Source organism: Nesterenkonia halotolerans (genome assembly GCF_014874065.1).
Classification (GTDB): domain Bacteria; phylum Actinomycetota; class Actinomycetes; order Actinomycetales; family Micrococcaceae; genus Nesterenkonia; species Nesterenkonia halotolerans.
The window spans coordinates 942993-963466 of record NZ_JADBEE010000001.1 but is presented as its reverse complement, the minus strand read 5'-3'; the positions used below and the strand labels follow the sequence as shown (position 1 = coordinate 963466).

General features: G+C 65.1%; 19 protein-coding genes and 1 riboswitch. Of the genes, 16 read left to right on the top strand and 3 right to left on the bottom strand.

Going from position 1 to position 20474, the window contains the following annotated elements; translation table 11 throughout:
• Positions 1-32 precede the first annotated feature (32 nt).
• Positions 33-293, top strand: coding sequence for a glutaredoxin domain-containing protein (locus H4W26_RS04420; protein ID WP_192590918.1), 261 nt, complete (start codon positions 33-35; stop codon positions 291-293).
• Positions 294-352: 59 nt separating this feature from the next.
• Here H4W26_RS04420 and H4W26_RS04415 read toward each other — a convergent pair whose 3' ends face one another.
• Positions 353-916: a TspO/MBR family protein gene (locus H4W26_RS04415; RefSeq protein ID WP_192590917.1), complete on the bottom strand. Its 564-nt coding sequence runs from the start codon at positions 914-916 to the stop codon at positions 353-355.
• Between the two features lie 53 nt (positions 917-969).
• On the opposite strand from H4W26_RS04415, the gene H4W26_RS04410 reads away from it, so the two are divergent.
• Complete coding sequence (locus H4W26_RS04410; protein WP_192590916.1) at positions 970-1572, top strand: TIGR03085 family metal-binding protein; 603 nt, start codon at positions 970-972, stop codon at positions 1570-1572.
• Here H4W26_RS04410 and H4W26_RS04405 read toward each other — a convergent pair.
• Complete coding sequence (locus H4W26_RS04405; RefSeq protein ID WP_192590915.1) at positions 1559-1735, bottom strand: hypothetical protein; 177 nt, start codon at positions 1733-1735, stop codon at positions 1559-1561. The genes H4W26_RS04410 and H4W26_RS04405 overlap by 14 nt on opposite strands.
• Positions 1736-1959: 224 nt before the next feature.
• Here H4W26_RS04405 and H4W26_RS04400 point away from each other — a divergent pair, with 224 nt between their 5' ends.
• The 14 genes from H4W26_RS04400 (at position 1960) to H4W26_RS04340 (ending at position 19326) form a co-directional block, all read left to right on the top strand.
• Positions 1960-3018, top strand: a complete 1059-nt coding sequence (locus H4W26_RS04400; protein ID WP_192590914.1) for a PPK2 family polyphosphate kinase — start codon at positions 1960-1962, stop codon at positions 3016-3018.
• Between the two features lie 44 nt (positions 3019-3062).
• Positions 3063-3545, top strand: coding sequence for a hypothetical protein (locus H4W26_RS04395; RefSeq protein ID WP_192590913.1), 483 nt, complete (start codon positions 3063-3065; stop codon positions 3543-3545).
• Complete coding sequence (locus H4W26_RS04390; RefSeq protein ID WP_192590912.1) at positions 3538-4746, top strand: DUF6361 family protein; 1209 nt, start codon at positions 3538-3540, stop codon at positions 4744-4746. The genes H4W26_RS04395 and H4W26_RS04390 overlap by 8 nt, the downstream gene beginning before the upstream one ends.
• Positions 4747-4847: 101 nt before the next feature.
• Positions 4848-6602, top strand: a complete 1755-nt coding sequence (locus H4W26_RS04385) for a phospholipase D family protein (protein WP_192590911.1) — start codon at positions 4848-4850, stop codon at positions 6600-6602.
• A gap of 59 nt (positions 6603-6661) precedes the next feature.
• Positions 6662-7291 carry a hypothetical protein gene (locus H4W26_RS04380; protein ID WP_192590910.1) on the top strand — a complete coding sequence of 210 codons (630 nt, stop codon included), beginning with the start codon at positions 6662-6664 and terminating at the stop codon, positions 7289-7291.
• 52 nt (positions 7292-7343) lie between these two features.
• Positions 7344-9893 carry a helicase-related protein gene (locus tag H4W26_RS13980; RefSeq protein WP_192590909.1) on the top strand — a complete coding sequence of 850 codons (2550 nt, stop codon included), beginning with the start codon at positions 7344-7346 and terminating at the stop codon, positions 9891-9893.
• Positions 9890-10729, top strand: coding sequence for an endonuclease/exonuclease/phosphatase family protein (locus H4W26_RS04370; protein ID WP_192590908.1), 840 nt, complete (start codon positions 9890-9892; stop codon positions 10727-10729). Before H4W26_RS13980 ends, H4W26_RS04370 begins: the two co-directional genes overlap by 4 nt.
• Before the next feature lie 3 nt (positions 10730-10732).
• Positions 10733-11065, top strand: coding sequence for a hypothetical protein (locus tag H4W26_RS04365; RefSeq protein ID WP_192590907.1), 333 nt, complete (start codon positions 10733-10735; stop codon positions 11063-11065).
• A gap of 59 nt (positions 11066-11124) precedes the next feature.
• Positions 11125-12108 carry a hypothetical protein gene (locus tag H4W26_RS04360; RefSeq protein WP_225939594.1) on the top strand — a complete coding sequence of 328 codons (984 nt, stop codon included), beginning with the start codon at positions 11125-11127 and terminating at the stop codon, positions 12106-12108.
• 106 nt (positions 12109-12214) lie between these two features.
• Positions 12215-12330: riboswitch (SAM riboswitch) on the top strand.
• Positions 12331-12393: 63 nt separating this feature from the next.
• A complete protein-coding gene (locus tag H4W26_RS04355; protein WP_192590905.1) occupies positions 12394-13782 on the top strand; it encodes an LLM class flavin-dependent oxidoreductase in 1389 nt (462 codons plus the stop codon).
• A 108-nt stretch (positions 13783-13890) separates the two neighbouring features.
• The gene (locus tag H4W26_RS04350; protein WP_192590904.1) at positions 13891-15576 is read left to right on the top strand and encodes an ABC transporter substrate-binding protein; all 1686 of its coding nucleotides are present in this window, start codon (positions 13891-13893) and stop codon (positions 15574-15576) included.
• A 3-nt stretch (positions 15577-15579) separates the two neighbouring features.
• Complete coding sequence (locus H4W26_RS04345) at positions 15580-16617, top strand: ABC transporter permease (protein WP_192590903.1); 1038 nt, start codon at positions 15580-15582, stop codon at positions 16615-16617.
• A 19-nt stretch (positions 16618-16636) separates the two neighbouring features.
• Entirely contained in the window at positions 16637-17557 is a 921-nt protein-coding gene (locus H4W26_RS13675; protein ID WP_225939593.1) for an ABC transporter permease, read from the top strand.
• A complete protein-coding gene (locus H4W26_RS04340; protein ID WP_225939592.1) occupies positions 17554-19326 on the top strand; it encodes a dipeptide ABC transporter ATP-binding protein in 1773 nt (590 codons plus the stop codon). The genes H4W26_RS13675 and H4W26_RS04340 overlap by 4 nt, the downstream gene beginning before the upstream one ends.
• Here H4W26_RS04340 and H4W26_RS04335 read toward each other — a convergent pair.
• On the bottom strand, positions 19305-20468 hold the full coding sequence (locus H4W26_RS04335) for an NAD(P)/FAD-dependent oxidoreductase (protein WP_318779765.1): 1164 nt from the start codon (positions 20466-20468) through the stop codon (positions 19305-19307). The two genes, H4W26_RS04340 and H4W26_RS04335, sit on opposite strands and share 22 nt — an antisense overlap.
• Positions 20469-20474: the final 6 nt, after the last annotated feature.

Here is a 20474-nt window from a genome sequence, read left to right as displayed (position 1 = left end):
GAGTGCTGAGCAGTCGAGAGGAGAATAGAGCGATGACATCACCTTCACAGATCCGCATGTTCGGCGCGCAGTGGTGCCGCGACTGCCGCCGCACCAAGGCGCAGCTCGATGAGCTGGAGCTGGACTACGAGTACATCGACCTGGAGGCCGATCCCGCCGCCGCGAAGGTGGCGGAGGAGATCTCCGGGCGCACCCGCATCCCGGTGGTGCTGTACCCGGACGGGTCCCACCAGGTGGAACCCTCCAACGCCGACGTCGAGGCGAAGGTCCGCGAGCTGCTGCTCTCCGACTGAGCTGCAGCCGCGGGTCCGTGGCAGTCCTGTCGCCGTGAGGCTTGCCGTAGGTCAGGTGCTCAGTCGGTCAGCGCGATGTAGAGGTTCAGCGTGGAGGCATAGATCGTCCACGCCAGGTACGGGCTCAGCAGCAGCGCGGCCACCCGGGAGATCGGCCAGAACCTGCGCATCGTCTCGATGATGGCGAGGATCAGCACCAGAATCAGCGCCAGGGCCATCCACAGCGCGGCGGCGCCGAACCAGGGGTAGCCGCCGAAGAACAGCGGGGACCAGATGCTGTTCAGGACCAGCTGGGTCACGAAGATGCTCAGCGCCGGCCGGGCGTTGAGCCAGTGCCGCTGGCGCCAGATCAGCCACGCGCCCACCCCCATGAGCAGATACAGCACAGTCCAGACCGGACCGAAGACCGCATCCGGGGGAGTCCACGCCGCTTTGTCCGCTTCGGCGTACCACCCGTCGACCTGATCTTGGGTCAGCAGGCTCCCGAGCAGACCCACCGCCTGCGGGATGACCACGAAGAGGATCAGAGCAGTGATCTGCCTGAGTGAGGAGTCCGGGCTGCACGTGGTGCCGGTGTCGACCGGGGTGTCCGGGCTGGCGGCGGAGGGCGTGTACTGCGTCATGATTGTGGTCCTTCCCGTACCCAACTGATGCCCTCGACCTTACACTTGGGCCTATGACCTCTACAGCTTCCGAGCAACGCCAAGCCCTGGTCACCGCCCTGCGCGGCGTGACTGCCGATGCGCCGACGCTCTGTGAAGGGTGGGCTGCCGAGGACCTCGCGCTGCACATCGTGATCCGTGATTCCCGCCCGGATCTGATGGTCGGCCCGCAGCTGCCGCTGGTCGGGGATTGGGCGAGCAACGCCCTGAAGAATCTGCGCAACACCGGGTACGCCGAGCTGGTCAAGCGCGCGGAGGCCGGACCTCCGCCGTATTTCCCGCAGTCCTTCCCGCCGCTGAATGACATGATGAACACCGCGGAGTTCTACATCCACACCGAGGACGTTCTGCGCGCGCAGCCCGAGTTCGATCCGAACAGCCCACGCGTGATCTCCGAGAAGCTGCGCAAACGCCTCTGGGGACAGGGCGGCATGATGTTCCCGATGGCGGCGCGCGGCGCGAAGCAGCGCATCACCTTCATCAGCCCCGGCTACGGCACGAGGACGGCCGGGCCGGCCTCAGCCCCGCAACTCCAGATCAAGGGTGCACCTGAAGAGCTGCTGCTCTGGGCATTCGGCCGCAAAGAGAAGGCACAGGTCGAGATCACCGAGGTCTGATCCCGGTCCCGGAGGTCGATCCTCGCTGAGTCACGACCATCGCGGTGAGGCTCAGGGCGATCATCCCGGTCATGACGAGCAGGATTCCTCCTGCCCCCAGCGTCAGCGTGATGACCCCGGAAAGGACGAAAGCTGCCCAGGCGGCGAGGAGGGATTTCCTCAAGTTGGTCTGCATTTCGTCCTCCGGTGATGGTGACGTCTGACTGGCGCCAAGGAGTTCGGCACCCGCTGGAATTCGTCCATCGAGGCTATCGACTCTGCGCGACGCTGAAAAGGGAGGCCCGCGGCAGACCGGTTCCCCGGCGGGACGAACTCTGGTAGGCATGAGAGTGGACCAAGAATCAACGGCCCCGCCTGCGGGCGAGCCACCCGCCCCAAGGAGACGCCGTGCCCCAAGATGACCAGAACCTCGCCCCGCTCGATGTGCCGCTAGCAGGTGTTCCCGGCCCCAAGGGCGCGAAGAAGACCCCGTTCGACGGCGACCCGCGCAGTCTCTGGCGAGTCAGCCAGTTCGCCTCCCCGTTCAGCCTCTCCGATGCACCTACCCGCAAGAAGGTCGGGTTCAAGGGAAAGAAGGACGACGGCGAGGATGCGCTCGCCGAACGTGCCGAGATGCTCGCCGATCTGCAGGAACTGATGTGGGCCCATGTGGTCTCGGCTCCGGAGGCCGAGCAGCGCGAGGTCGCCAAGGCCATCGCCGCCCGGGTGCCGCGCCGCTCCCCACAGGAGAAGACCCGTCGCGAGGAGCTGTTCTCCCCTGAGGTGGAGACCGCGCTGAGCAATCTGGCCCGCGGGCCCCGGGTGCTGCTGATCCTGCAGGGTATGGACGCCGCCGGCAAGGGCGGGGTGGTCAAGCAGGTGGTCAGCTCGATGGACCCCATGGGTGTGGAGGTGGCCGGGTTCGGCGCACCCACCGCGGAGGAGAAGCGCGAGCACTACCTCGAGCGTGTGATCCGCAATCTTCCGCGGCCCGGTCATGTGGGCGTCTTTGACCGCTCCCATTACGAGGATGTGCTGGTCCCCACCATCACCGGCACCGAGGGCCCCGAGGAGCTGGAGCGCCGCACCGAGGCGCTGGTCCTCTTCGAGCGCGAACTGGTCCGGCAGGGCTTCGTCATCATCAAGGTCATGCTCCACGTCTCCCCGGAGGAGCAGCTGGACCGGCTGGTCTCCCGGTTGGACCGCGAGGAGAAGCACTGGAAGTACGACCCCTCCGATGCCGGCTCGCGTGCCCAGTTCTCCCTCTATCAGTCGGTCTACGCGTACCTGGTGGAAGCCACCGACGCCGACCACGCGCCCTGGCATGTGATCGGCGCCGACCGGAAGTGGTACTCCCGCCTGGCGGTCCAGGAGCTGCTCATCGCGGCCTTCTCAGATCTGAAGCTGCGCTGGCCCGCGGCCGACTATGACATGGAGGCCGAACGGAAGCGGCTGCTGGAATCGTGATGTACAACGGTGCGACGGTGACAGTCCAGGAGAGTTCACCGGCCATGATGATCTCCGCTGCGGCGGCGCTTCTGATCGCCGGAGCCTCGATGAGCTTGTCCCTGGAATCCGGCAGCATCGTGGTGATCATCTGCGCCTGGGTCGGAGTGGCCTTGTCGCTGGTCTTGCTGGCCTGCGCTCGGGTGCACGTGATTGCTGATCACGAGGACCTGCGCGTTCGCTCGTGGTTCCTGGGCCTGCCGCTGCTGCGTGCGCGGCTTGAAGGAATCCTCAGAGTGCGTGTGGAGCAGGTCGCCTCGCCGGGGTGGGGAGGCGGAGGGGGCCTGCGTCTGACGCTCCGCGGCCGGACGCTCGCAGTCCGTGGAGACCAGGTGCTCGTTCTGGAGATGAAGGACACGGGACGCGACGTTCGAATCCAGGTGCGGGAGTCCGAGAGCCTCGCTGACGAGCTGAAGCACCAGCTCCTGTTGCGGGGGAGCCGAAGACGACGTTTCTGTTCGGGTATGAGTCGAAATCCCCATGTCTGAGGTGACCCGTTCCTCGTTCGGCTGGCTCGACGCCGACCCTGAACGTCGGCGACATATGCTTGAAGTTCTCGACAGCTTCGTAGACAAGACCACAGTGGATGACCTCGGAATCGGCACTATGCGCGACGCGCTCGCCGACACCATGTTCCCCGGCACCTCGGTGTTGCACACCCGTCTGCGGTATGTGCTGCTGGTCGCCTGGGGCCTGCGGCAGGCCGGACAGCAGCCCACGGTGGATCAGATGTGGGCTGAGCTGCGTCATCACGAGTGGCGAACTCTCGCAAGTCTTCAGAAGGGTGGCGAGGAGCAGGGTGTCATCGGCAGCCGCGCGCAGAAGACGCTCCAGCGCATGCCCAGCAGCATCTACTCCTCAGCACTGAAGAGCTGGGGCATACGGAAGTCCTCCACTATCGGCGCCTACTTCCAGCTCTGCCACCTGGGGGCCAGGCACCAGGACCCGGGGGCGGGCGAGTTGGGCGCGCCGAGTGCGCTCACCTCAGCTCTGGATCCCAACCTGCCCGCAGCCCCAGCTGGTGTGCTTCGCGAGGCGAGCTTCGCACTGCGCAGGGAGGAAGCCGAATACCTGAGGGAGCGGATCCGACGATCACACCCCCATTCGATCTTCGCCTGGCTGGCCGATCACGAAGCGGTGGACCTCACCGGCAGCCGTGCACCGTGGGACATCACTCCCCTGGTGGAGCTGCCCAAAAAGCTGCGCCATCTGGTCGAAGCCTCCCGCGGAGTCTCCTTCAGCATCCTTGGTGCGTCCCTGTTGTACAACCTCCTGCTGGCCGAGCTGCGCGAAGATGAGGAGCGGGTCGATCACTATCGGGCCGCGCTCAGCGGATGGTTCAGCGATCCTGAAGCAGACGATCCGCTTCCCTCCTTCCGCCAGGGGGAGTTGAACACTGTTCTCTCGGCGGCAGACATTCAGCGCATCGAGTCCTCGCGAGCCTTCCTCGCCGAATGGACCGGACATGTACGCACCGCCGATTCAGCGGAATCCCTCTCTGGCAGCCGGGAGGTTCGCCAACTGATCAGTCATCGAGAACGCCGGATGAAGGGCAAACGGGCCCGCCTGCACAACCCTGCCGCTTTGGACCAATGGTCAGGGGCCAGCGGCACGGCCCGGTTGACCTTTCGCTGGCCCGTCGTGCGTCAGCACCTGGAGGATCTTTATGAGGCGGGAGCAGAGGCATGACGTTGAACCCGCAGAACAGGATTTTGCTGCAGCATTTTCTGCAGCCGCCACCTGGCTACAGGGTCGATCTCGCTGTGGGCACGACGTACTCCTTGGACTTGGTGTCGCTTCTTGCCGCGTCACTCTCCTTCGCCTCGCACGACGCCGCAGAGGCAGTGGGTGACCAGAGTGATCCCGTCCAGCTGCTCGAGGCCGTCCAGCGCTGCGCCGAGAAGACACTCATCTTCACGCAGGCGGGCGGGATCTACGTGCCCTCCAAGTACCGGACCGTGCTGACCTTCATAGAAGACAGCATCCACGAAGTGGCCGCCCCCAACCCTGAGGGCATCTTTCATCCCAAGATCTGGGCGTTGCGCTTCACCGACGACGACGGCGCGCTGCACCACCGGCTGATTGTGCTGAGCCGCAACATCACGCAAGACCAGGCCTGGGACACGGCGCTGGTTCTGGATGAGATGCCAGATTCAGCTGACGAGGACCAACCATGTCTGGACGCGGCTCCCGCCGCGGAATTCCTGCGGGCGCTTCCTGGCTTGACCACACGAGGCCTCGACCGACAACGATCCCGGCAGGTCGAAGACCTCGCCGCGACCTTGAGCCAGGTTGACCTGATGCTGCCCGAGCCATTCAGCGACGGAGAGCTCTTACCGATCGGACTCGACGGCTCCGACACCTGGCCCTTCGCTGATATGAAGGCGACGAAGCTCCTGGCGGTGAGTCCCTTCCTCTCGCCCCGGGCGGTCACTGCCCTGAAGGACATGACACCGGGAACCTCCTCGAACAAGCGGACGTTGCTCTCCTCACCGGTGGCCCTGGATATGCTCGGCCCTGCGATCACCGAGGGTTGGCAGCTGCGCGTGCTGCCGATGACCTCTACTGATACCCCTGACCTCACAGACCGGGAACAGGAACAGCCGCACGTCGAGCTCGAGACCTCCAACGGTCTCCATGCCAAGACAGTGGTGCTGGACCTGCCCAAACGGCGATCCGTGATCGTGACCGGAAGCGCCAACCTGACCGGGCACCCGGCCTGGGGCCGCAGCGTGGAGTTCAACGTCCTGCTCACCGGCCCGACCCGCGAGTGTGGCGTGCAAGCCATGCTCGGCACCGGTGCAGGTAAGCCCGGCCTGGAAGATCTGTGGGAGAGCTATGCGCCTGCTCTGGAGGAGACTGCCGCGCAGCAGGAGCACGAGGCGGAGCGCAAGATCGAACAGTGGCATCTTGCACTTGCATCAGCCCGCCCTGTCCTAGATGTGCGCGCCACAGGGGAGACCACAGTGGAAGCCACGCTGAGGCTTGACATGCCGCGCGCTGAGATCGGCACCACCATGATCTGGCCGATCTCATTGACACACCACGCCAAGACCCTCAGCTCTCGGGTGCAGTGGTCGCGTCTCTCGAGACTCAACGTCACGCCCTTTTTGGCTGTAGAGACCACGCTGGGGTCCGGAGCGACGCGGGTGACCCGGCGCCGAGTCATCATCGCTGAGCTCTCGGGGGAAATCGAAGGCAGAAAGCACGCCGCGTTTCGGGAGATCATCAAGGACAAAGCAGACGTGCTGAAGTACCTCATGCTGCTGCTCAATGAAGCCTCCTACGCCGAGTTGGTCGCCGAGATGGATCTGGTGGACTCCTCGAGCACTGGGCTTGCGGCGGTTGATCCGGGACGGATCTTTGAGGACTTCGCCCTCTTCGAACCCCTGGTCCGAGCCATCGGACGCGATCCGGAGACGCTCGTGCGCATCAGCACTCTCATGGAACAGCTCCGCGCTGCGCCCGAGGCCGAAGACCTGGTCCCGGCCGGTCTCGATGAGCTCTGGTCTACGGTGTGGGCGATCCACGCGGAGGTGTCTTGATGGAGCGACCTGACGTCTCCTCCACGCTGAGCGGGCTCAAAGACTTCCAACGAAGCACCGTGGACTACGCCTTCAACCGGCTATGGGGTGAACACGACCCGGTCCAGAGGTTCCTAGTCGCCGATGAAACTGGACTCGGGAAGACCATGGTGGCGCGCGGCGTGGTGGCTCGAACCGTCGACCACCTCTGGAAGAAGAAGGATCGCATCGACGTGGTTTACATCTGTACTAATGCACAGATCGCTGCGCAAAACCTCGCCCGGCTCAATTCAGTCGGAGCCCACCAGGTCCGTCACGCTGACCGACTTACTTTGCTACCCAGCGTCACCGGTCCCCTCAGCCGCAATAAGGTCAACTTCATTGCCCTCACCACTGGGACGTCGTTCACCCAGGGAGACCGGCTCGGACGCGGCGATGAACGACTCTTGATTCTGCATATGCTCGTCCAAGGTGGAGTGCCTGAAGCAGCGGAAAATCATTCGTGGCGAGAGATGTTCCGCGGCGAGATGAGACGGGACAACTTCGACCGAGAATTCGACACCTTCAGCGTCCAGGAATTGGACAGAGGCACCTGTGACACCTTTATCCAGGAATGCCGGGTGCGCCGAGGGCCAGACGGCAGAGGGCTGTTGGACGAGGTCACGGAGTGTGCCGCAGAGTTTGAGGCGCTCGACGGCATGGTACCCTGATGCGCTCCTACGGGAGCGGCGCATGCGCGTCATAGCGCGCCTCCGAGCAACAGTGTCCGAGATAGCCCTGGACCTCTTGTCGCCGGATCTCGTGATCCTTGATGAGTTTCAACGCTTCAAAGATCTTCTCGACGCGCCCGCAGAGACGGACGTTCCCGGGGCGAAGCTGGCGCAACGCATGTTCAACCAGGAGAAGGCCAAGATCTTGATGCTCTCCGCCACCCCCTACAAGATGTATACGCTGCACGACGACGAGGACGGCGATGACCACTACCGCGACTTCATCAAGACCGTTGAATTCCTTGCCGGGCCACCCCGAGCGGTTCGGGTGGAGTCACAACTGAAGACGATGGGCCGAGCGATGGAGCGGCTTACCTCGGATCCGGCGGAGACGGCGTTGGCCGCGGAGGCCAAGGATGCAGTGGAGAGCGAGCTGCGCCGGGTCATGTGTCGCACCGAGCGGACCGCATTCACCACCGAGGCCGACGCGATGGTGAAGCTGCGTCACCTGCCGGAGCCGCAGGTCACGCCACAAGACCTGCGTTCCTGGGTCACTCTGGATCGCGTGGCCAAACATGTCGGTTCACGCGACGCCCTTGAGTACTGGCGCTCCAGTCCATATCCGCTCAACCTCATGGAGCGCGACTCGTACATGCTCCGCAAGAACTTTCATGATCGCGTCGATATGGGCGACCCCACCCTGGCTCGAACCCTGTCCAGTGCCTCAGGACTGCTGGACTGGCGCGTCATCCGGGACTACAGGAAACTCGACCCTGGGAACGCGAAGCTGAGATCACTCGAGGAAGATGTATTCAAGTCAGGCGCTGCCGATGTCCTCTGGCTGCCGCCGTCGTTGTCCTATTACCGCCCCAGCGGGCCGTTCTCCCATACGGGACTCGGGTCCTTCACCAAACGGCTGGTGTTCTCTGCGTGGACGGTGGTGCCTAAAGCCATTTCGACCCTGCTCAGCTACGAAGCAGACCGGCGCAGCCGCGAGAAGGAGCTCGCGTCAGCCGCTCTCACGAGTTCAGCATCGGATCCACGGAGGTACGACGATCAGCTCCGAGCCGTTGCGCCGCTCACCTTGAAGATCACCGAGGACCGTCCCATGTCGATGCCGACCTGGTCGTTGACGTATCCGTTCGCTGAGCTGACCCGCGTCACTGACCCCTTGGCGGTCGCGAGGCACGTGCGCCGACGCGACCTTCCCCAGCAGGAGGTACTCGACATCGCCGAGCAGGGAGTCCGAAGCCTTCTGGCTGAACTCCTCCCGGAATCTTTGGCGACGGTAGACGACTTGGGCGCCGAAGACCCCCGCTGGTACTGGGCGGCTCCGATGCTGCTGGACCGGCGTCGAGATCCGGCGGCAGCTGACGCGCTCGCGCGAGCGATGCGTGAGTTCCTCTGGGGACTGCCTAAAGGCTTGCTCGAGGGAGAGGAGCATGCCGGGCAGGCCGCCAGTTCCCGTGCGGCTCGGCTTCACCTCGATGAGACGCAGAGATTGCCGGACAATCTGGGACGTCCCCCTGTGGATCTGCCAAGGCGGATGGCGGAGCTCGGCGTGGGAGGGTTTGGAACCAGTGCGATGCGCGCCTTGACGCGCATCGCAGGAGATCACTCGGCCGAAGAGGTGAAAGACCGTAGCGTGGCTGCGTTCAGCATCGCCCGGGCCTTGAGGTTGCTGTTCAACCGGCCTGAGGTCGTCCCAGTCGTCCGGTCTTCCGGAGACCGGGCCTACTGGCGTGATGCGCTCCAACATGCTCTCGATGGGGGCCTGCAATCAGTGTTAGACGAGTTCGTCCATGTGCTGGTCGAGTCAGAAGGACTGTCCAACAAGGATCCTGCCGAACGAGTGGCCGGAGTTTCCATGGCTGTCATCGAGGCGCTTGGTCTGCGCAGCACCGTCAATGAGATTGAGACCTTCGAGGTAGACGGGCCCCGCATCTACTCGCATCAGCACCGTATGAGCACACATTTTGCCGCACGGTATGGGGGTCGCAGAGCAGCTGATGACAAGACCTTCCACCGTGAGTCCTCGGTCCGCAGAGCGTTCAACTCGCCGTTTAGGCCCTTTGTCCTGGCGTCAACGTCCGTGGGGCAGGAGGGGCTGGACTTCCATCCCTACAGTCATGCGGTGGTGCACTGGAATCTTCCTTCGAATCCCGTGGACATGGAACAACGAGAAGGTCGAGTGCACCGGTACAAGGGCCACGCGGTCCGGAAGAACATTGCCGAAGACTTCGGTGATCTGGCGGTGCTGGGGGAGTCGGAAGATCCATGGCAGGGAGCGTTCGACGCCGCCGTGGTGCAGTCCACCGCGCAGGGCATCTCCGAGCTGGTGCCGTACTGGCTGCACACCACTCCAGGTGGGGCGACGGTGGAGCGGTATATCCCCGCGATCCCGTTCAGTCGCGAGGTCGGACACCAGCGGCGACTCACCAGGACAGTGGGGGTGTACCGCCTGGCGTTCGGCCAACCGCGACAGGACGATTTCATCAGTGTGGTGGCGGATCGGCACGAAGAGCTCGCCTGGATGAAGGTCGACCTGAGCCCACCGGGGACGCAAAGCAGTCGACGTGACCCGGCAGCAGATGAGAGGTGAAAGAGACGCGCGTGGTCTCGTGGAACATGGCGTACATGAAGCCGGGGAAGTTTCGAGGACGGGAGAACCGACGTCGTCAGTGGGCTCTCTTGGCGGCGCTTGCCCCTGACCTCGCATTGCTGCAGGAATGCCAACCTGCAGACCTGAATGTTCTGGCTCCGCAATGGATGTCCGGTCGCTACGACATCAACGGTGTACCGCGCAGCAGCCGGGTAGGGGGAAGCTCGATTCTGGCCAAGAAGGAGTTCGGGCTGCGTTCTGGACCGGAGGTTCCCGCCCAGCATGAGCATCTCTGGGAAGCGTTTAGAGGCTATGTCACGACTGGCGTAGTCGATCTGGAGAATTACGGCCTCCTGACTCTCGCCTCCGTGCATGCGTTGGCCGGTTCGGATACGCCCTCCACGGTGACTGACACGGACAGTGCTGCAGCGCGTCGGCCATCCAGGGATCGCGCTGGTCACAATGATCTGGCTGCCCTCATGCTTCAAGAGGTGCAGAGCGACCGTTTCATCTTCGCCGGGGACTGGAACGTTGCCCGACTCTTCGATAACACGGCGCCCAAAACGGCCCCGGGCAACAGGGAGTTCTTCCAGATGAGAGACAGTCACGGCTGGCGAGACGCGATGCGCAGATTCCATTCCGATGAAGTCCGGACCTATCTGTCGTCGGGAACAGCACCCTTTGAGCTGGATCATGCTTTTCTCGATGATGTTCTATACGAGTCCTTGACCCGCGCCGATGTGATCGAGGGAGCGCCGGCCGACGAGCTGAGCGATCACGCGCCGCTGCTGTATGAGTTTGGTTCGAGGCCTCCCCAGAAGACGGAGGAATTCTGAAGCATGAGTGCACGGTCAACACGAATGCGACGGCGAGTCGCGCCACTAGCGATCTTTACCGCCACCGCTGCCGGGCTGCTCACCGCGTGCTCAGGCGGGCCGCCGGAACCGCAGAGCGTGGAAGAGGAGGCGCTGCAGTCGATGAGTCATCTCCCGCAGGTCAAAGGTGCCGCGTATTCCTCCCAGGATGGCGTCTTGGAGGTGACGATCTGGGACCCGGAGGAGGAGATCAGCGAAGACGAGGTTCGCGAGTACACGGAGGCTGCAGAAGACGCGACGGATGGCGTGGACGTCCAGATCCACGTCGAGGTCTCACAACCTCCGCAGGGAAACTGAGCATGTCGGGGGAGTTCCGGTACGTGCCTGATGTAGGACGCGGTGAATGGCTTCGTCCCATGGAGGCTGAGCCCTTCGGCAGTGTTCTGTCGATAGTGCCTCGCGGCTACGAGATGTATGCGCGAGTGTTTCACCCTCTCGAGCGTGACCGCCCGGTGGCTGCCAAGACATGGCTCGGCGTTGACGAGGCGACCTACTTTGAAGGCACCTCGGACATCGACGCTTCACTTGAAACGGAGCGCACCACCTGGGCAAGCGTCGCGGAAGCGTTCGGCACCACCATGCACTCAGAAGCCCAGTACGCACGCCTGCAGCGGTCCCTCCACGATGACGCGCAGGAGGCTGTCGCTCCTGATGGGTGGCGCTACGGTGTTCCATCTATGGGAAGCCTCGAGGCGAGGTCGCTCTCGGTCCTCGCCCGCGTGCTTGCCCGGCATACTGCGACCCCCGATGCCGGTATTGCTGCTGTCTGGGAAGGATGGGGTGGCCTCGTGAGCTCGGCTGGGGTGCAGTTCATGGTGGTCGAAACGGGTGACGGCTCTTCGGCTGACCACCACGCCGAGGCAGTTGTGTGGCGCGCCGCGGTGTCGTTTCGTAGGAGGGCTGCTGCCGCCCGCAGGTTCAGCAGGAGGATCCTCCGGTTGGTGAAGCGGACTCTCCCGACGATCGCTTGGAATACGCCGAAACCAGGCTCTGGCGTGCTTCCCCCTGAGATCGCGACCGGTCCGCGGTTCGACCTCCATGGAGAGACCGGGCGGCACTATTTCCTCTTTCAGGCCGGTGCAGAGCACTTCTCCGACCCTGATTGGCCTGCACGGGCGCCGTGGGCCGAGCACCCCCAGTGGGTCCAGTCGCCCAGCCTCCTGTGGCCAGACGATCACTCCTGGGTGCTCGCCACAGAGATCGATTGCGACTCGACGCTGGTGGCGGGAACCAGCGAACTCATCGGCGAGCTGATGCAGACACCCGGCCTCGAAGTGCTCCTCATCCGGACAAACGCTGACCTGACGTGGGACGGTGACGGACTCAACCGTCCTGTGTAGCCGTCTCGCCGGCTCGAGCCCAACACTGATGACGCGTTTCCATTTATGTCAATCACTATGTTCATCACTTGTGTTCAGCTCTGTAGCGCTCTAAGCTGAACCACAGAATCACGAGTTCCGGACCACAGCCCTGGCTGTCCGGACAGCAACCCTCTCACCGTAGTGGGGTGCTCCAGGTGATGATTCGGCCCGGTGTCGCAACCGCCCGGGCAAGTACGGTGCCCCTGCGCCAGCTCCCTCGGAGTACGCAGGAGTGCCACGGTCAAAGAGAGACGTGGATACCTCATGCCTGAGCAGAACTCCGCACGCACCCCGCTGCACTTCAACGCCTTCGTGATGAACACGAACAGCCACATCCACCACGGTCAGTGGCGCCGAGAGGACGCCCAGCAGACCGAGTTCACGGATGTGGCCACGTGGATCAACCTGGCCAAGATCCTCGAGGACGCCAAGTTCGACGCCATGTTCTTCGCCGATGTCTCCGGCCACTACGGAGACTCCGATGCCGACTACTCGGTCTACCTCAACGAGGGGCTCCAGATCCCCTCCAACGACCCGACGGTGCTCCTCGGTGCCCTCGCAGTGGTCACGGAGAACATCGGCCTGGCCACCACCTCCAACGTCTTCCAGTCGCACCCGTTCCAGTTCGCCCGGCAGATCTCCACACTGGATCACATCTCCAAGGGGCGGATCGCCTGGAACATCGTCACCGGCATGCAGGACAACGGCTCCCGCAACTACGGAATGCCACGACTGACCGAACACTCCGAGCGCTACCGCTGGGCCGAAGAGTACGTCGACGTGACCTACAAGCTCTGGGAAGGCTCCTGGGACGAAGGTGCGGTCATCAAGGACCGTTCCGGCTCCCAGTACTCGGACCCCGCCAAGGTGCATAAGATCTACCACCAGGGCGAACGCTACTCGGTGGAGGGCCCCCACCTTCCCTCACCCTCCCCGCAGCGCACCCCGGTCCTCTTCCAGGCCGGCTCCTCCGCCTCCGGTCGCGACTTCGCCGCCCGCAACGCCGAAGCGGTCTTCCTTGCAGCACCGAACCCAGAAGTCGCCAGAGCGCAGATCCAAGACACCCGCGCCCGCGCCGTCGAAGCCGGACGGGCCCCTGAGGACATCAAGTTCTTCCAGGGGCTGAGCTTCATCATCGGGGACACCGAGGAAGAGGGGCAGCGCAAGCTCACCGAAGCCGAAGAGTTCGCCTCGCTGGACGGCTACCTCGCGCACTCGGCGCTGGTGGACCCAGAGGGTCGCGTCTACCCGCCGGAGACTCCGCTGAAGGACGTGCAGACCAACACCCGGCGCGGGTTCACCGAATGGGCGTCCAAGACCATCACGGACCGAGAGCCGCTGGTGGCCGACATCGCCTGGCGCTCCAACCGCAACAACCGGATCGTCGGCACCCCGGAACAGATCGCGGATCAGCTCCAGCAATGGCAGGACGCCGGGGTGGACGGGGTCAACGTCGTCAACTGGGTGATCCCGGGCTCCTTCCAGGAGTTCGCCGACAAGGTGCTGCCCGTCCTGCGCGAGCGCGGACTGGCCCAGCGCGAATACACCCCAGGCACGCTGCGGCAGAAACTGTTCGGCCGCGACCGCCTGCCGGAGACCCACCCCGGTGCGCGCTACCGCGGCGCATTCGCCCAGGTCCCTGCCACCGTCTGAGCGCTGCGCGCCACCATTCTTCCCCTCTGAACCACTCCGAGAAGGAGCCCCATGACCACCCCGCCCTCCCCGAACGCACCCATAAACAAGTGGAGATCCAGACTTCCCATGGGTGCAGCAGCACTGCTCAGCGCCGCCGTCCTCACCAGCTGCGGCAGCGCCTCCGGCCTGGTAAGCACCGAACAGGTCGCCGAGCGGCAGCCCACCGGTGAACCCCAGTCCGGCGGCATCATCGAATACGGCCACCTCCAAGAGCCCAAATGCGTCTACGGAGGCTGGATTCAGGAGAACTTCACCGCGCGCCAGATCCTGGACTCACTGGTCTCTCAGGACAACGACGGCGAGATCGTCCCCTGGCTCGCCACCGACTGGGAGGTCTCCGAGGACCAGCTCGTCTGGACCCTGGACCTGCGCGAAGACGTCTCCTTCACCGACGGCACCCCGGTCGACGCCGAGGCCGTGGCGTACAACTTCGACTCCTGGCTCGACGGCGGCAACGGCACCGCCGCCGCCCACCTGGGCGGGTTCTACGAAGACGCGACTGCCGTGAACGAGCACACCGTGGAGATCCAGCTCTCCGCGCCGTTCTCGCCCTTCCTCTCCACGCTCTCCCAGTCCTACTTCGGCATCCAGTCACCCACCGCGCTGGAGAACCGCAGCGCAGAGGAGAACTGCCGCGCCCCCATCGGCTCCGGGCCCTTCACCGTGCAGGCCTGGGAGAGCGGGCAGTACCTCGAGTTCGCCCGCAATGAGGACTACAACTCCGCCCCCGAGAACGCCAAGCACCAGGGCCCGGCCTACGTGGAGGGCATCCGCTGGAGCTTCATCCCGGACAACACCTCGCGCTACGGCTCGCTGCTCTCCGAAGAGAGCGACGCCGTGGGCGAGATCCCTGCGGTGAACATTGCCGAGGCCAAGGAGCGGTTCGACTTCGAGCAGTACATCACCCCGGGCCGTCCCGTGGTGATCAACCTGAACACCGAGAAGGGCGTCTTCACCGATCAGCAGGTCCGCCAGGCCCTCAGCTTCGCCACCGACCGGGAAGCCAACATCGAATCCGCCTTCCTGGGCACCGTCCCCTTCGAGCCCAGCGGGTATCTCTCGCAGAGCACCCCCGCCTACGACGCCGAGGCGGCCAGCGAGTATCCCTTCGATCTGGACCGCGCCAATGAGCTCCTGGACGAGGCCGGCTGGACCGAGCGCGCCGAGGACGGCACCCGGATCAAGGACGGCGAACGCCTGGAGGTGCTTTTCACCTACGGGTTGAACACCATCGTCACCCCCGACGGGAACACCGCGATCCAGAACTTCCAGGAACAGGCGCGCGCCGCCGGCTTCGACATTCAGCTGCGCCCGCTGACCCCCTCGGAGAACTCCTCCGGGGCCTTCTCCGGCCCGGATGCCTACGACGCCCAGGTCGGCTATTGGACCTCACCCCATGCCGGGATCCTGAACATCAACTATCGCCCGGGGACCGAAGAGGCGCCCAACGGTGCGAACACCACGTTCCTGGTGAATGAGGGCGTCTACGAGACCATCCAGCAGGCGCTGCAGGCCCCGACCTCGGAGGAGGTCGCCGAGCACTTCTCCGACGCGCAGCACCAGCTCAGCGAACTCGCCCCGGCGATCGGGCTCTACACCCAGACCAACACCATCGCCGTCTCGGATTCACTCGCCGGCGTCTGGCTCGAGGAGTCCCAAGGCTCACCGGTCTTCCACGACGCCTACTTCGTCACCGATGAATCCGGTGCTGATAAATCCGACGCCGAAGAATCCACAGAAGAAGAGGGCTGACCCATGACTCTGACCCCCTCCACCGTGCTCACCGAGCCCCTCCAGGCCACACCCGCGCCACCACCATCACAGTCCCCGCGGCAGCGCACCCGACCGGCGCTGATCCTCAGCCTGCTTCTGCGCAAACTCGGAGCGGCCGCCGTCGTCGTCTGGGCCGCCGCCTCGCTGACCTTCCTGATGCAGGCGCTGCTTCCGGGGGACCGGGCGACCATGTTGTTGAACCAGCAGACCGGCCAGGTCCAGGAACGCTCCGCCGAGGAGCTCGCGCCGATCAATGAGATGTTCGGCTTCACCGACCCGCTGCTCGTCCAGTACCTGAGCTTCCTGGGCGGCCTGCTCCGCGGAGACCTCGGCGTCTCCTACCAGCTGCTGCAGCCGGTCACCACCGTCATCGGGGACCAGATCGCCCCGACCGTCATCCTGACCTTCTCCTCCCTGGCAGTCGCCTGGGCCGTGGCACTGGTCCTGCTGGTGCTCACCGCACGCCGCGTGGGCTGGGTGTCCCGGCTGTTCTCAGGGTTCGAAGCCGCCGCCGCCGCGCTGCCGCAGTACTGGCTGGGAATCATCCTGCTGGTGGTCTTCGCTCTCGGCTTGGGACTGTTCCCGGTGGTCGGGGGAGAGGGGCTCATCGGGCTCGTGCTTCCCGCGCTGACCCTGGGCATCCCGCTGGCCGGCTTCCTGGGCCAGACCATGCGCACCGAGTTCGAACGCACCCTGGACGAGCCCTTCGTCCTCACCGCGCGGGCCCGCGGCATGAGCGACACCGCCGTGCGGATCAGACACGTGCTGCGCCACGCGCTGCTGCCCGGACTCACGCTGACCGGCTGGGCCATCGGGTCGCTGTTCTCCGGGGCCGTGATCGCGGAGAACGTCTTCTCCCGGCCAGGCCTCGGCGGGGTGCTGGTCGACGCGGTCAACGGGCGCGACCTGCCGGTGGTCTGCGGCGTCGTGATGCTGGTGGCGCTCATCTACGTCATCGCGAACCTGGTGGTGGACACCGCCTATGTCCTTGTCGATCCGCGCCTGAAACTGACTCACTGAGTCAGAACTGGAGAAACCCATGACCACCACCCTGAACCCAGCGTCAGACACCAAGCCGAGCACAAGCCAGCCGACGACGGCGGCCTCTCAGCTGCACTCCTCGCTGCAGTCCCGCAGACCCAAGAGCAGACTCCGTCAGGTCCCGCTGACCGTCTGGATCGCCGGAATCGTCGCGCTGCTCCTGCTGACCGCCAGCCTCGCGCCCTCGCTGCTGGCCACTCACGATCCCCGCGCCATCCAGCTCGAGTCACCGCTGGCAGCGCCGAACGGGGAGCACTGGTTCGGCACGGATCAGTCCGGACGTGACCTCTACTCCCGGATGGTCCACGGCACGGGAGAGTCTCTGCTGATCGGACTGGGGGCCACCGGCATCGGCGTCGGACTGGCCCTGCTCTTCGGTGCCTGGGCCGGGCTCGGCGGACGATGGGCGGATGCGCTCATCGGCCGGGGACTCGAAGTGTTCTTCGCCTTCCCGACCCTGCTGCTGGCCATGGTCTTCATCACCATCTACGGGCCCTCGGCGCCCACGCTGATCCTGGCCGTGGGGTTGGGGACCGCCCCTGGCTACACCCGCATGGTGCGCGGACAGATCCTCGCGGTGCGCCACTCCGGCTACGTCCAGGCTGCTGAGGCGCTGGGGCATTCACCCTGGCGGATCCTGAGCCGACACATCCTGCCCAATGCGCTGCGCCCGCTGCTGGCGATCCTGACCCTGGGCATCGGACAGTCGATCGTCTGGGCCTCCGGCCTGGCTTTCCTCGGCTTTGGCGTCGCCCCGCCTTCACCGGAATGGGGCGCGCTGCTGGAAGCCGGCCGCCCCTACATCACCGAAGCCTGGTGGCTCGAAATCTTGCCAGGCCTGGCCGTACTCGCCACCGCACTGACCGCCACGGTTCTGGGCAAACACCTCGAAACCGCCTTGGAAGGATCACAGTCATGACCACCACCATCACGAACCCCACCCTCGACACCGCGACCCCGGCACGCACTGAACCCATGTCAGCACTGACCGCCGCAGCCACCTCCCTGGTGACGCTGGAGGACCTCAATGTCTGGTTCACCGACGCTGCCGGCGTGGCACACCATGTGGTGCATGACCTCTCCCTCGAGATCAATCCTGGGGAATGCGTGGCGGTGATCGGGGAATCCGGGTCCGGAAAGTCCGTGACCGCCCGGACGCTGATCGGTCTGACCGGATCCAACTCCCGTATCCAGGCCACCCGCGCCACGGTGGGCGGACGCGATATCCAGCAGACCACCGACGCCCAGTGGCGCAGGATCCGTGGAACGAAGATCGGATTCATCCTCCAGGATGCGCTGGTCTCCCTGGACCCGCTGCGGACTATCGGCGCGGAGATCGGGGAGTCGCTGCGGCTGCACGGGGTAACCAAGGCCTCCCAACGGCGGGACCGGGTCATCGAGCTGTTGGAAGCCGTGGGTGTGCCGGAACCCGAACTGCGAGCCCGGCAGCGTTCCGGGGAGCTCTCCGGAGGCCTGCGGCAGCGCGCGCTGATCGCCTCCGCGATCGCCAATGACCCCCCGCTGCTGGTCGCCGATGAACCCACCACCGCGCTGGACGTCACGGTCCAAGCCCAGGTGCTGGACCTGTTGGCGCAGCGCAAGGCGGCCGGCTCGGCGATCCTGCTGATCAGTCACGACTTCTCCGTGGTGGGCAGGCTGGCCGACCGGGTCCTGGTCATGCAGGGCGGACACATCGTGGAACAGGGCACCGCAGAACAGATCCTCAAGAATCCGCGCCACGAGTACACCCGGCAGTTGCTGGACGCCGTGCCCTCCGGAACTACCAAGGGCGAGTACCTGACCTCAGCGAAGCGCGCCGAGGCCCTGGAGGCCCCTAAGCTCTCCCCGGTGCGGGTCACGGAATCAGGAGATGCGCCGCCGGTTTTGCAGGCGACAGGACTGACGAAGTCCTTCCGCGGCCCCGACGGGGTCACCCGGACTGTAGTCAAGGACGTCTCCTTCGAGGTCCGAGGCGGTCAGACCTTGGGGATCGTGGGGGAGTCCGGTTCAGGAAAATCCACCACGGCCTCCATGGCCCTGGGCTTCCTGCAGCCCGATTCCGGCACGGTGCTGCTGAACGGCAAGCCGTGGAGCGAACTGGGAGTGGCAGGCCGGCGCAGCCGACGACGTGAAGTCACCGTGGTGTATCAGGACCCGCTGAGTTCCTTTGATCCTCGCTGGACCGCAGAACAGATCCTCACCGATGCGCTGGAACCAGCCACCGGTGGCATCGCGTTCGGCGCTCGCCGGAGGCAACGAGTCTCGTTGCGGGAACGAGCCGAGGAGCTGGTGCGCCTGGTGGGGCTGGACCCGCAGCATCTGTCCAAGCACCCGCTGCAGCTCTCCGGCGGGCAGCGTCAGCGGCTTTCCATCGCCCGGGCGCTGGCTCCAGAGCCTGATGTGGTGGTGTTGGATGAGGCGGTGTCAGCGCTGGACGTGTCTGTACAGGCCCAGGTCCTCGACCTGCTCACCGAGCTGCAGCAGCGGCTTGGCACCACGTACGTCTTCATCTCCCATGACCTGGGCGTGATCCACCACATGAGTGATCACATCCTGGTCATGAAGGACGGCGAAGCGGTGGAGTACGGGAATGCCGAGCAGATCTTCCACTCACCGGCGCATCCGTACACGCAGGAGCTGCTGCGCTCGCTGCAGATGCCGACGGCTCACACACCCGTACGTCTTTGAGCCACCGGCGCAGTTGACTGTGTCTCGGGAGGGTCCGGGAAGGAGCGGTCGCCGAACAGAACCTTCCGTGCCGCGGCCCTCCCGAACGGGGTCCGGAGTACCCCGAACCCGGCGCTCGCCATCGTCGGATGCTTCACCTGCGCCAGCGCGTGGCGCATCATCAACCGTCCGGTGAACTTCCGGCGCAGCGCAACGCCGTCGTATTCCCGCAACGCGTTTCTCTGTCCGGTGCGCAGTGCCTCATCCACGGCGACGGCCGCGTAGTCGGAGAGCCGCAGACAAGGATCCAACCCGCCGGCGGTCAGCGGTGACACCGCACCGGCTGCGTCACCGACCAGCAGCCCGTCCGGTGAGCTGATTCGCCGGAGCAGCCCGCCCACGGGGATGGGACCGCCGCGACGTTCTACGTCAGCGGGGGAGCGGTCGGCCTCGGCCAGTCCTGGAGCGCGGGCAGCGAACTCGTCCAGCGTCCCGCGCACCCCGCCGCGGAATCGTCGGGAGTACCCGGCCGTCCCTACATGGGCGTGCTTGCCATCGTTGATCACCCACCCGATGTACCCGGGTGCCAGCCGCGGGTCCAGTACGCAGTGGAAGGCGGGGGAGTCCACCGGCTCCGAGACGTTGAAGACGTCTTCGGCGCCGACCAGGAGGTGCGTGTTGCGGTCCAGCCCCAGGTCACGCGCCACCCTCGATCGCGCTCCGTCCGCTCCCACCACAAACCGCGCGTTCACTGCCACCGACCCCTCAGGTCCGGACACTTCATATCGGCCATTGGAACCGCCTAAGTATCTGGTTCCCAGCCGAAGCTCTGCGCCAGCCTTCGCAGCGGCCCGCGCGCCCGCAGCGTAGAGCGCACCCATCTCACCGACGCGGTATTCATCGCGCTCGCTCACCAACTCCACGGGATCCTGCAGGCTCGGCGGGTAGAGCACCACGCGGCGTATCGCCGGTCCCAGCAGGTGATCGGGCAGGTCGTAGTCGTCCAGAGTGCGTCGGACGAAGATCCCGGTGGTCCTGATGGAGGTGGTCAGGTCCCGGCGCCGGTCGATGACCACCACTGAGTGCCCGTTCTCCGCCAGCAGGGTCGCGACGCGCAGCCCGGCGAGCCCCGCTCCGACCACAAGCACATCGGTGTGTCGCACTTGGGC

What these genes read in the sequence shown, in the direction of transcription:
- H4W26_RS04420 (WP_192590918.1), top strand. Translation starts at nt 33, where the DNA reads ATGACATCACCTTCACAGATCCGCATGTTCGGCGCGCAGTGGTGCCGC.
- H4W26_RS04415 (WP_192590917.1), bottom strand. Translation starts at nt 916, where the DNA reads ATGACGCAGTACACGCCCTCCGCCGCCAGCCCGGACACCCCGGTCGAC.
- H4W26_RS04410 (WP_192590916.1), top strand. Translation starts at nt 970, where the DNA reads ATGACCTCTACAGCTTCCGAGCAACGCCAAGCCCTGGTCACCGCCCTG.
- H4W26_RS04395 (WP_192590913.1), top strand. Translation starts at nt 3,063, where the DNA reads ATGATGATCTCCGCTGCGGCGGCGCTTCTGATCGCCGGAGCCTCGATG.
- H4W26_RS04390 (WP_192590912.1), top strand. Translation starts at nt 3,538, where the DNA reads ATGTCTGAGGTGACCCGTTCCTCGTTCGGCTGGCTCGACGCCGACCCT.
- H4W26_RS04365 (WP_192590907.1), top strand. Translation starts at nt 10,733, where the DNA reads ATGAGTGCACGGTCAACACGAATGCGACGGCGAGTCGCGCCACTAGCG.
- H4W26_RS04360 (WP_225939594.1), top strand. Translation starts at nt 11,125, where the DNA reads ATGGAGGCTGAGCCCTTCGGCAGTGTTCTGTCGATAGTGCCTCGCGGC.
- H4W26_RS04355 (WP_192590905.1), top strand. Translation starts at nt 12,394, where the DNA reads ATGCCTGAGCAGAACTCCGCACGCACCCCGCTGCACTTCAACGCCTTC.
- H4W26_RS04350 (WP_192590904.1), top strand. Translation starts at nt 13,891, where the DNA reads ATGGGTGCAGCAGCACTGCTCAGCGCCGCCGTCCTCACCAGCTGCGGC.
- H4W26_RS04345 (WP_192590903.1), top strand. Translation starts at nt 15,580, where the DNA reads ATGACTCTGACCCCCTCCACCGTGCTCACCGAGCCCCTCCAGGCCACA.
- H4W26_RS13675 (WP_225939593.1), top strand. Translation starts at nt 16,637, where the DNA reads ATGACCACCACCCTGAACCCAGCGTCAGACACCAAGCCGAGCACAAGC.
- H4W26_RS04340 (WP_225939592.1), top strand. Translation starts at nt 17,554, where the DNA reads ATGACCACCACCATCACGAACCCCACCCTCGACACCGCGACCCCGGCA.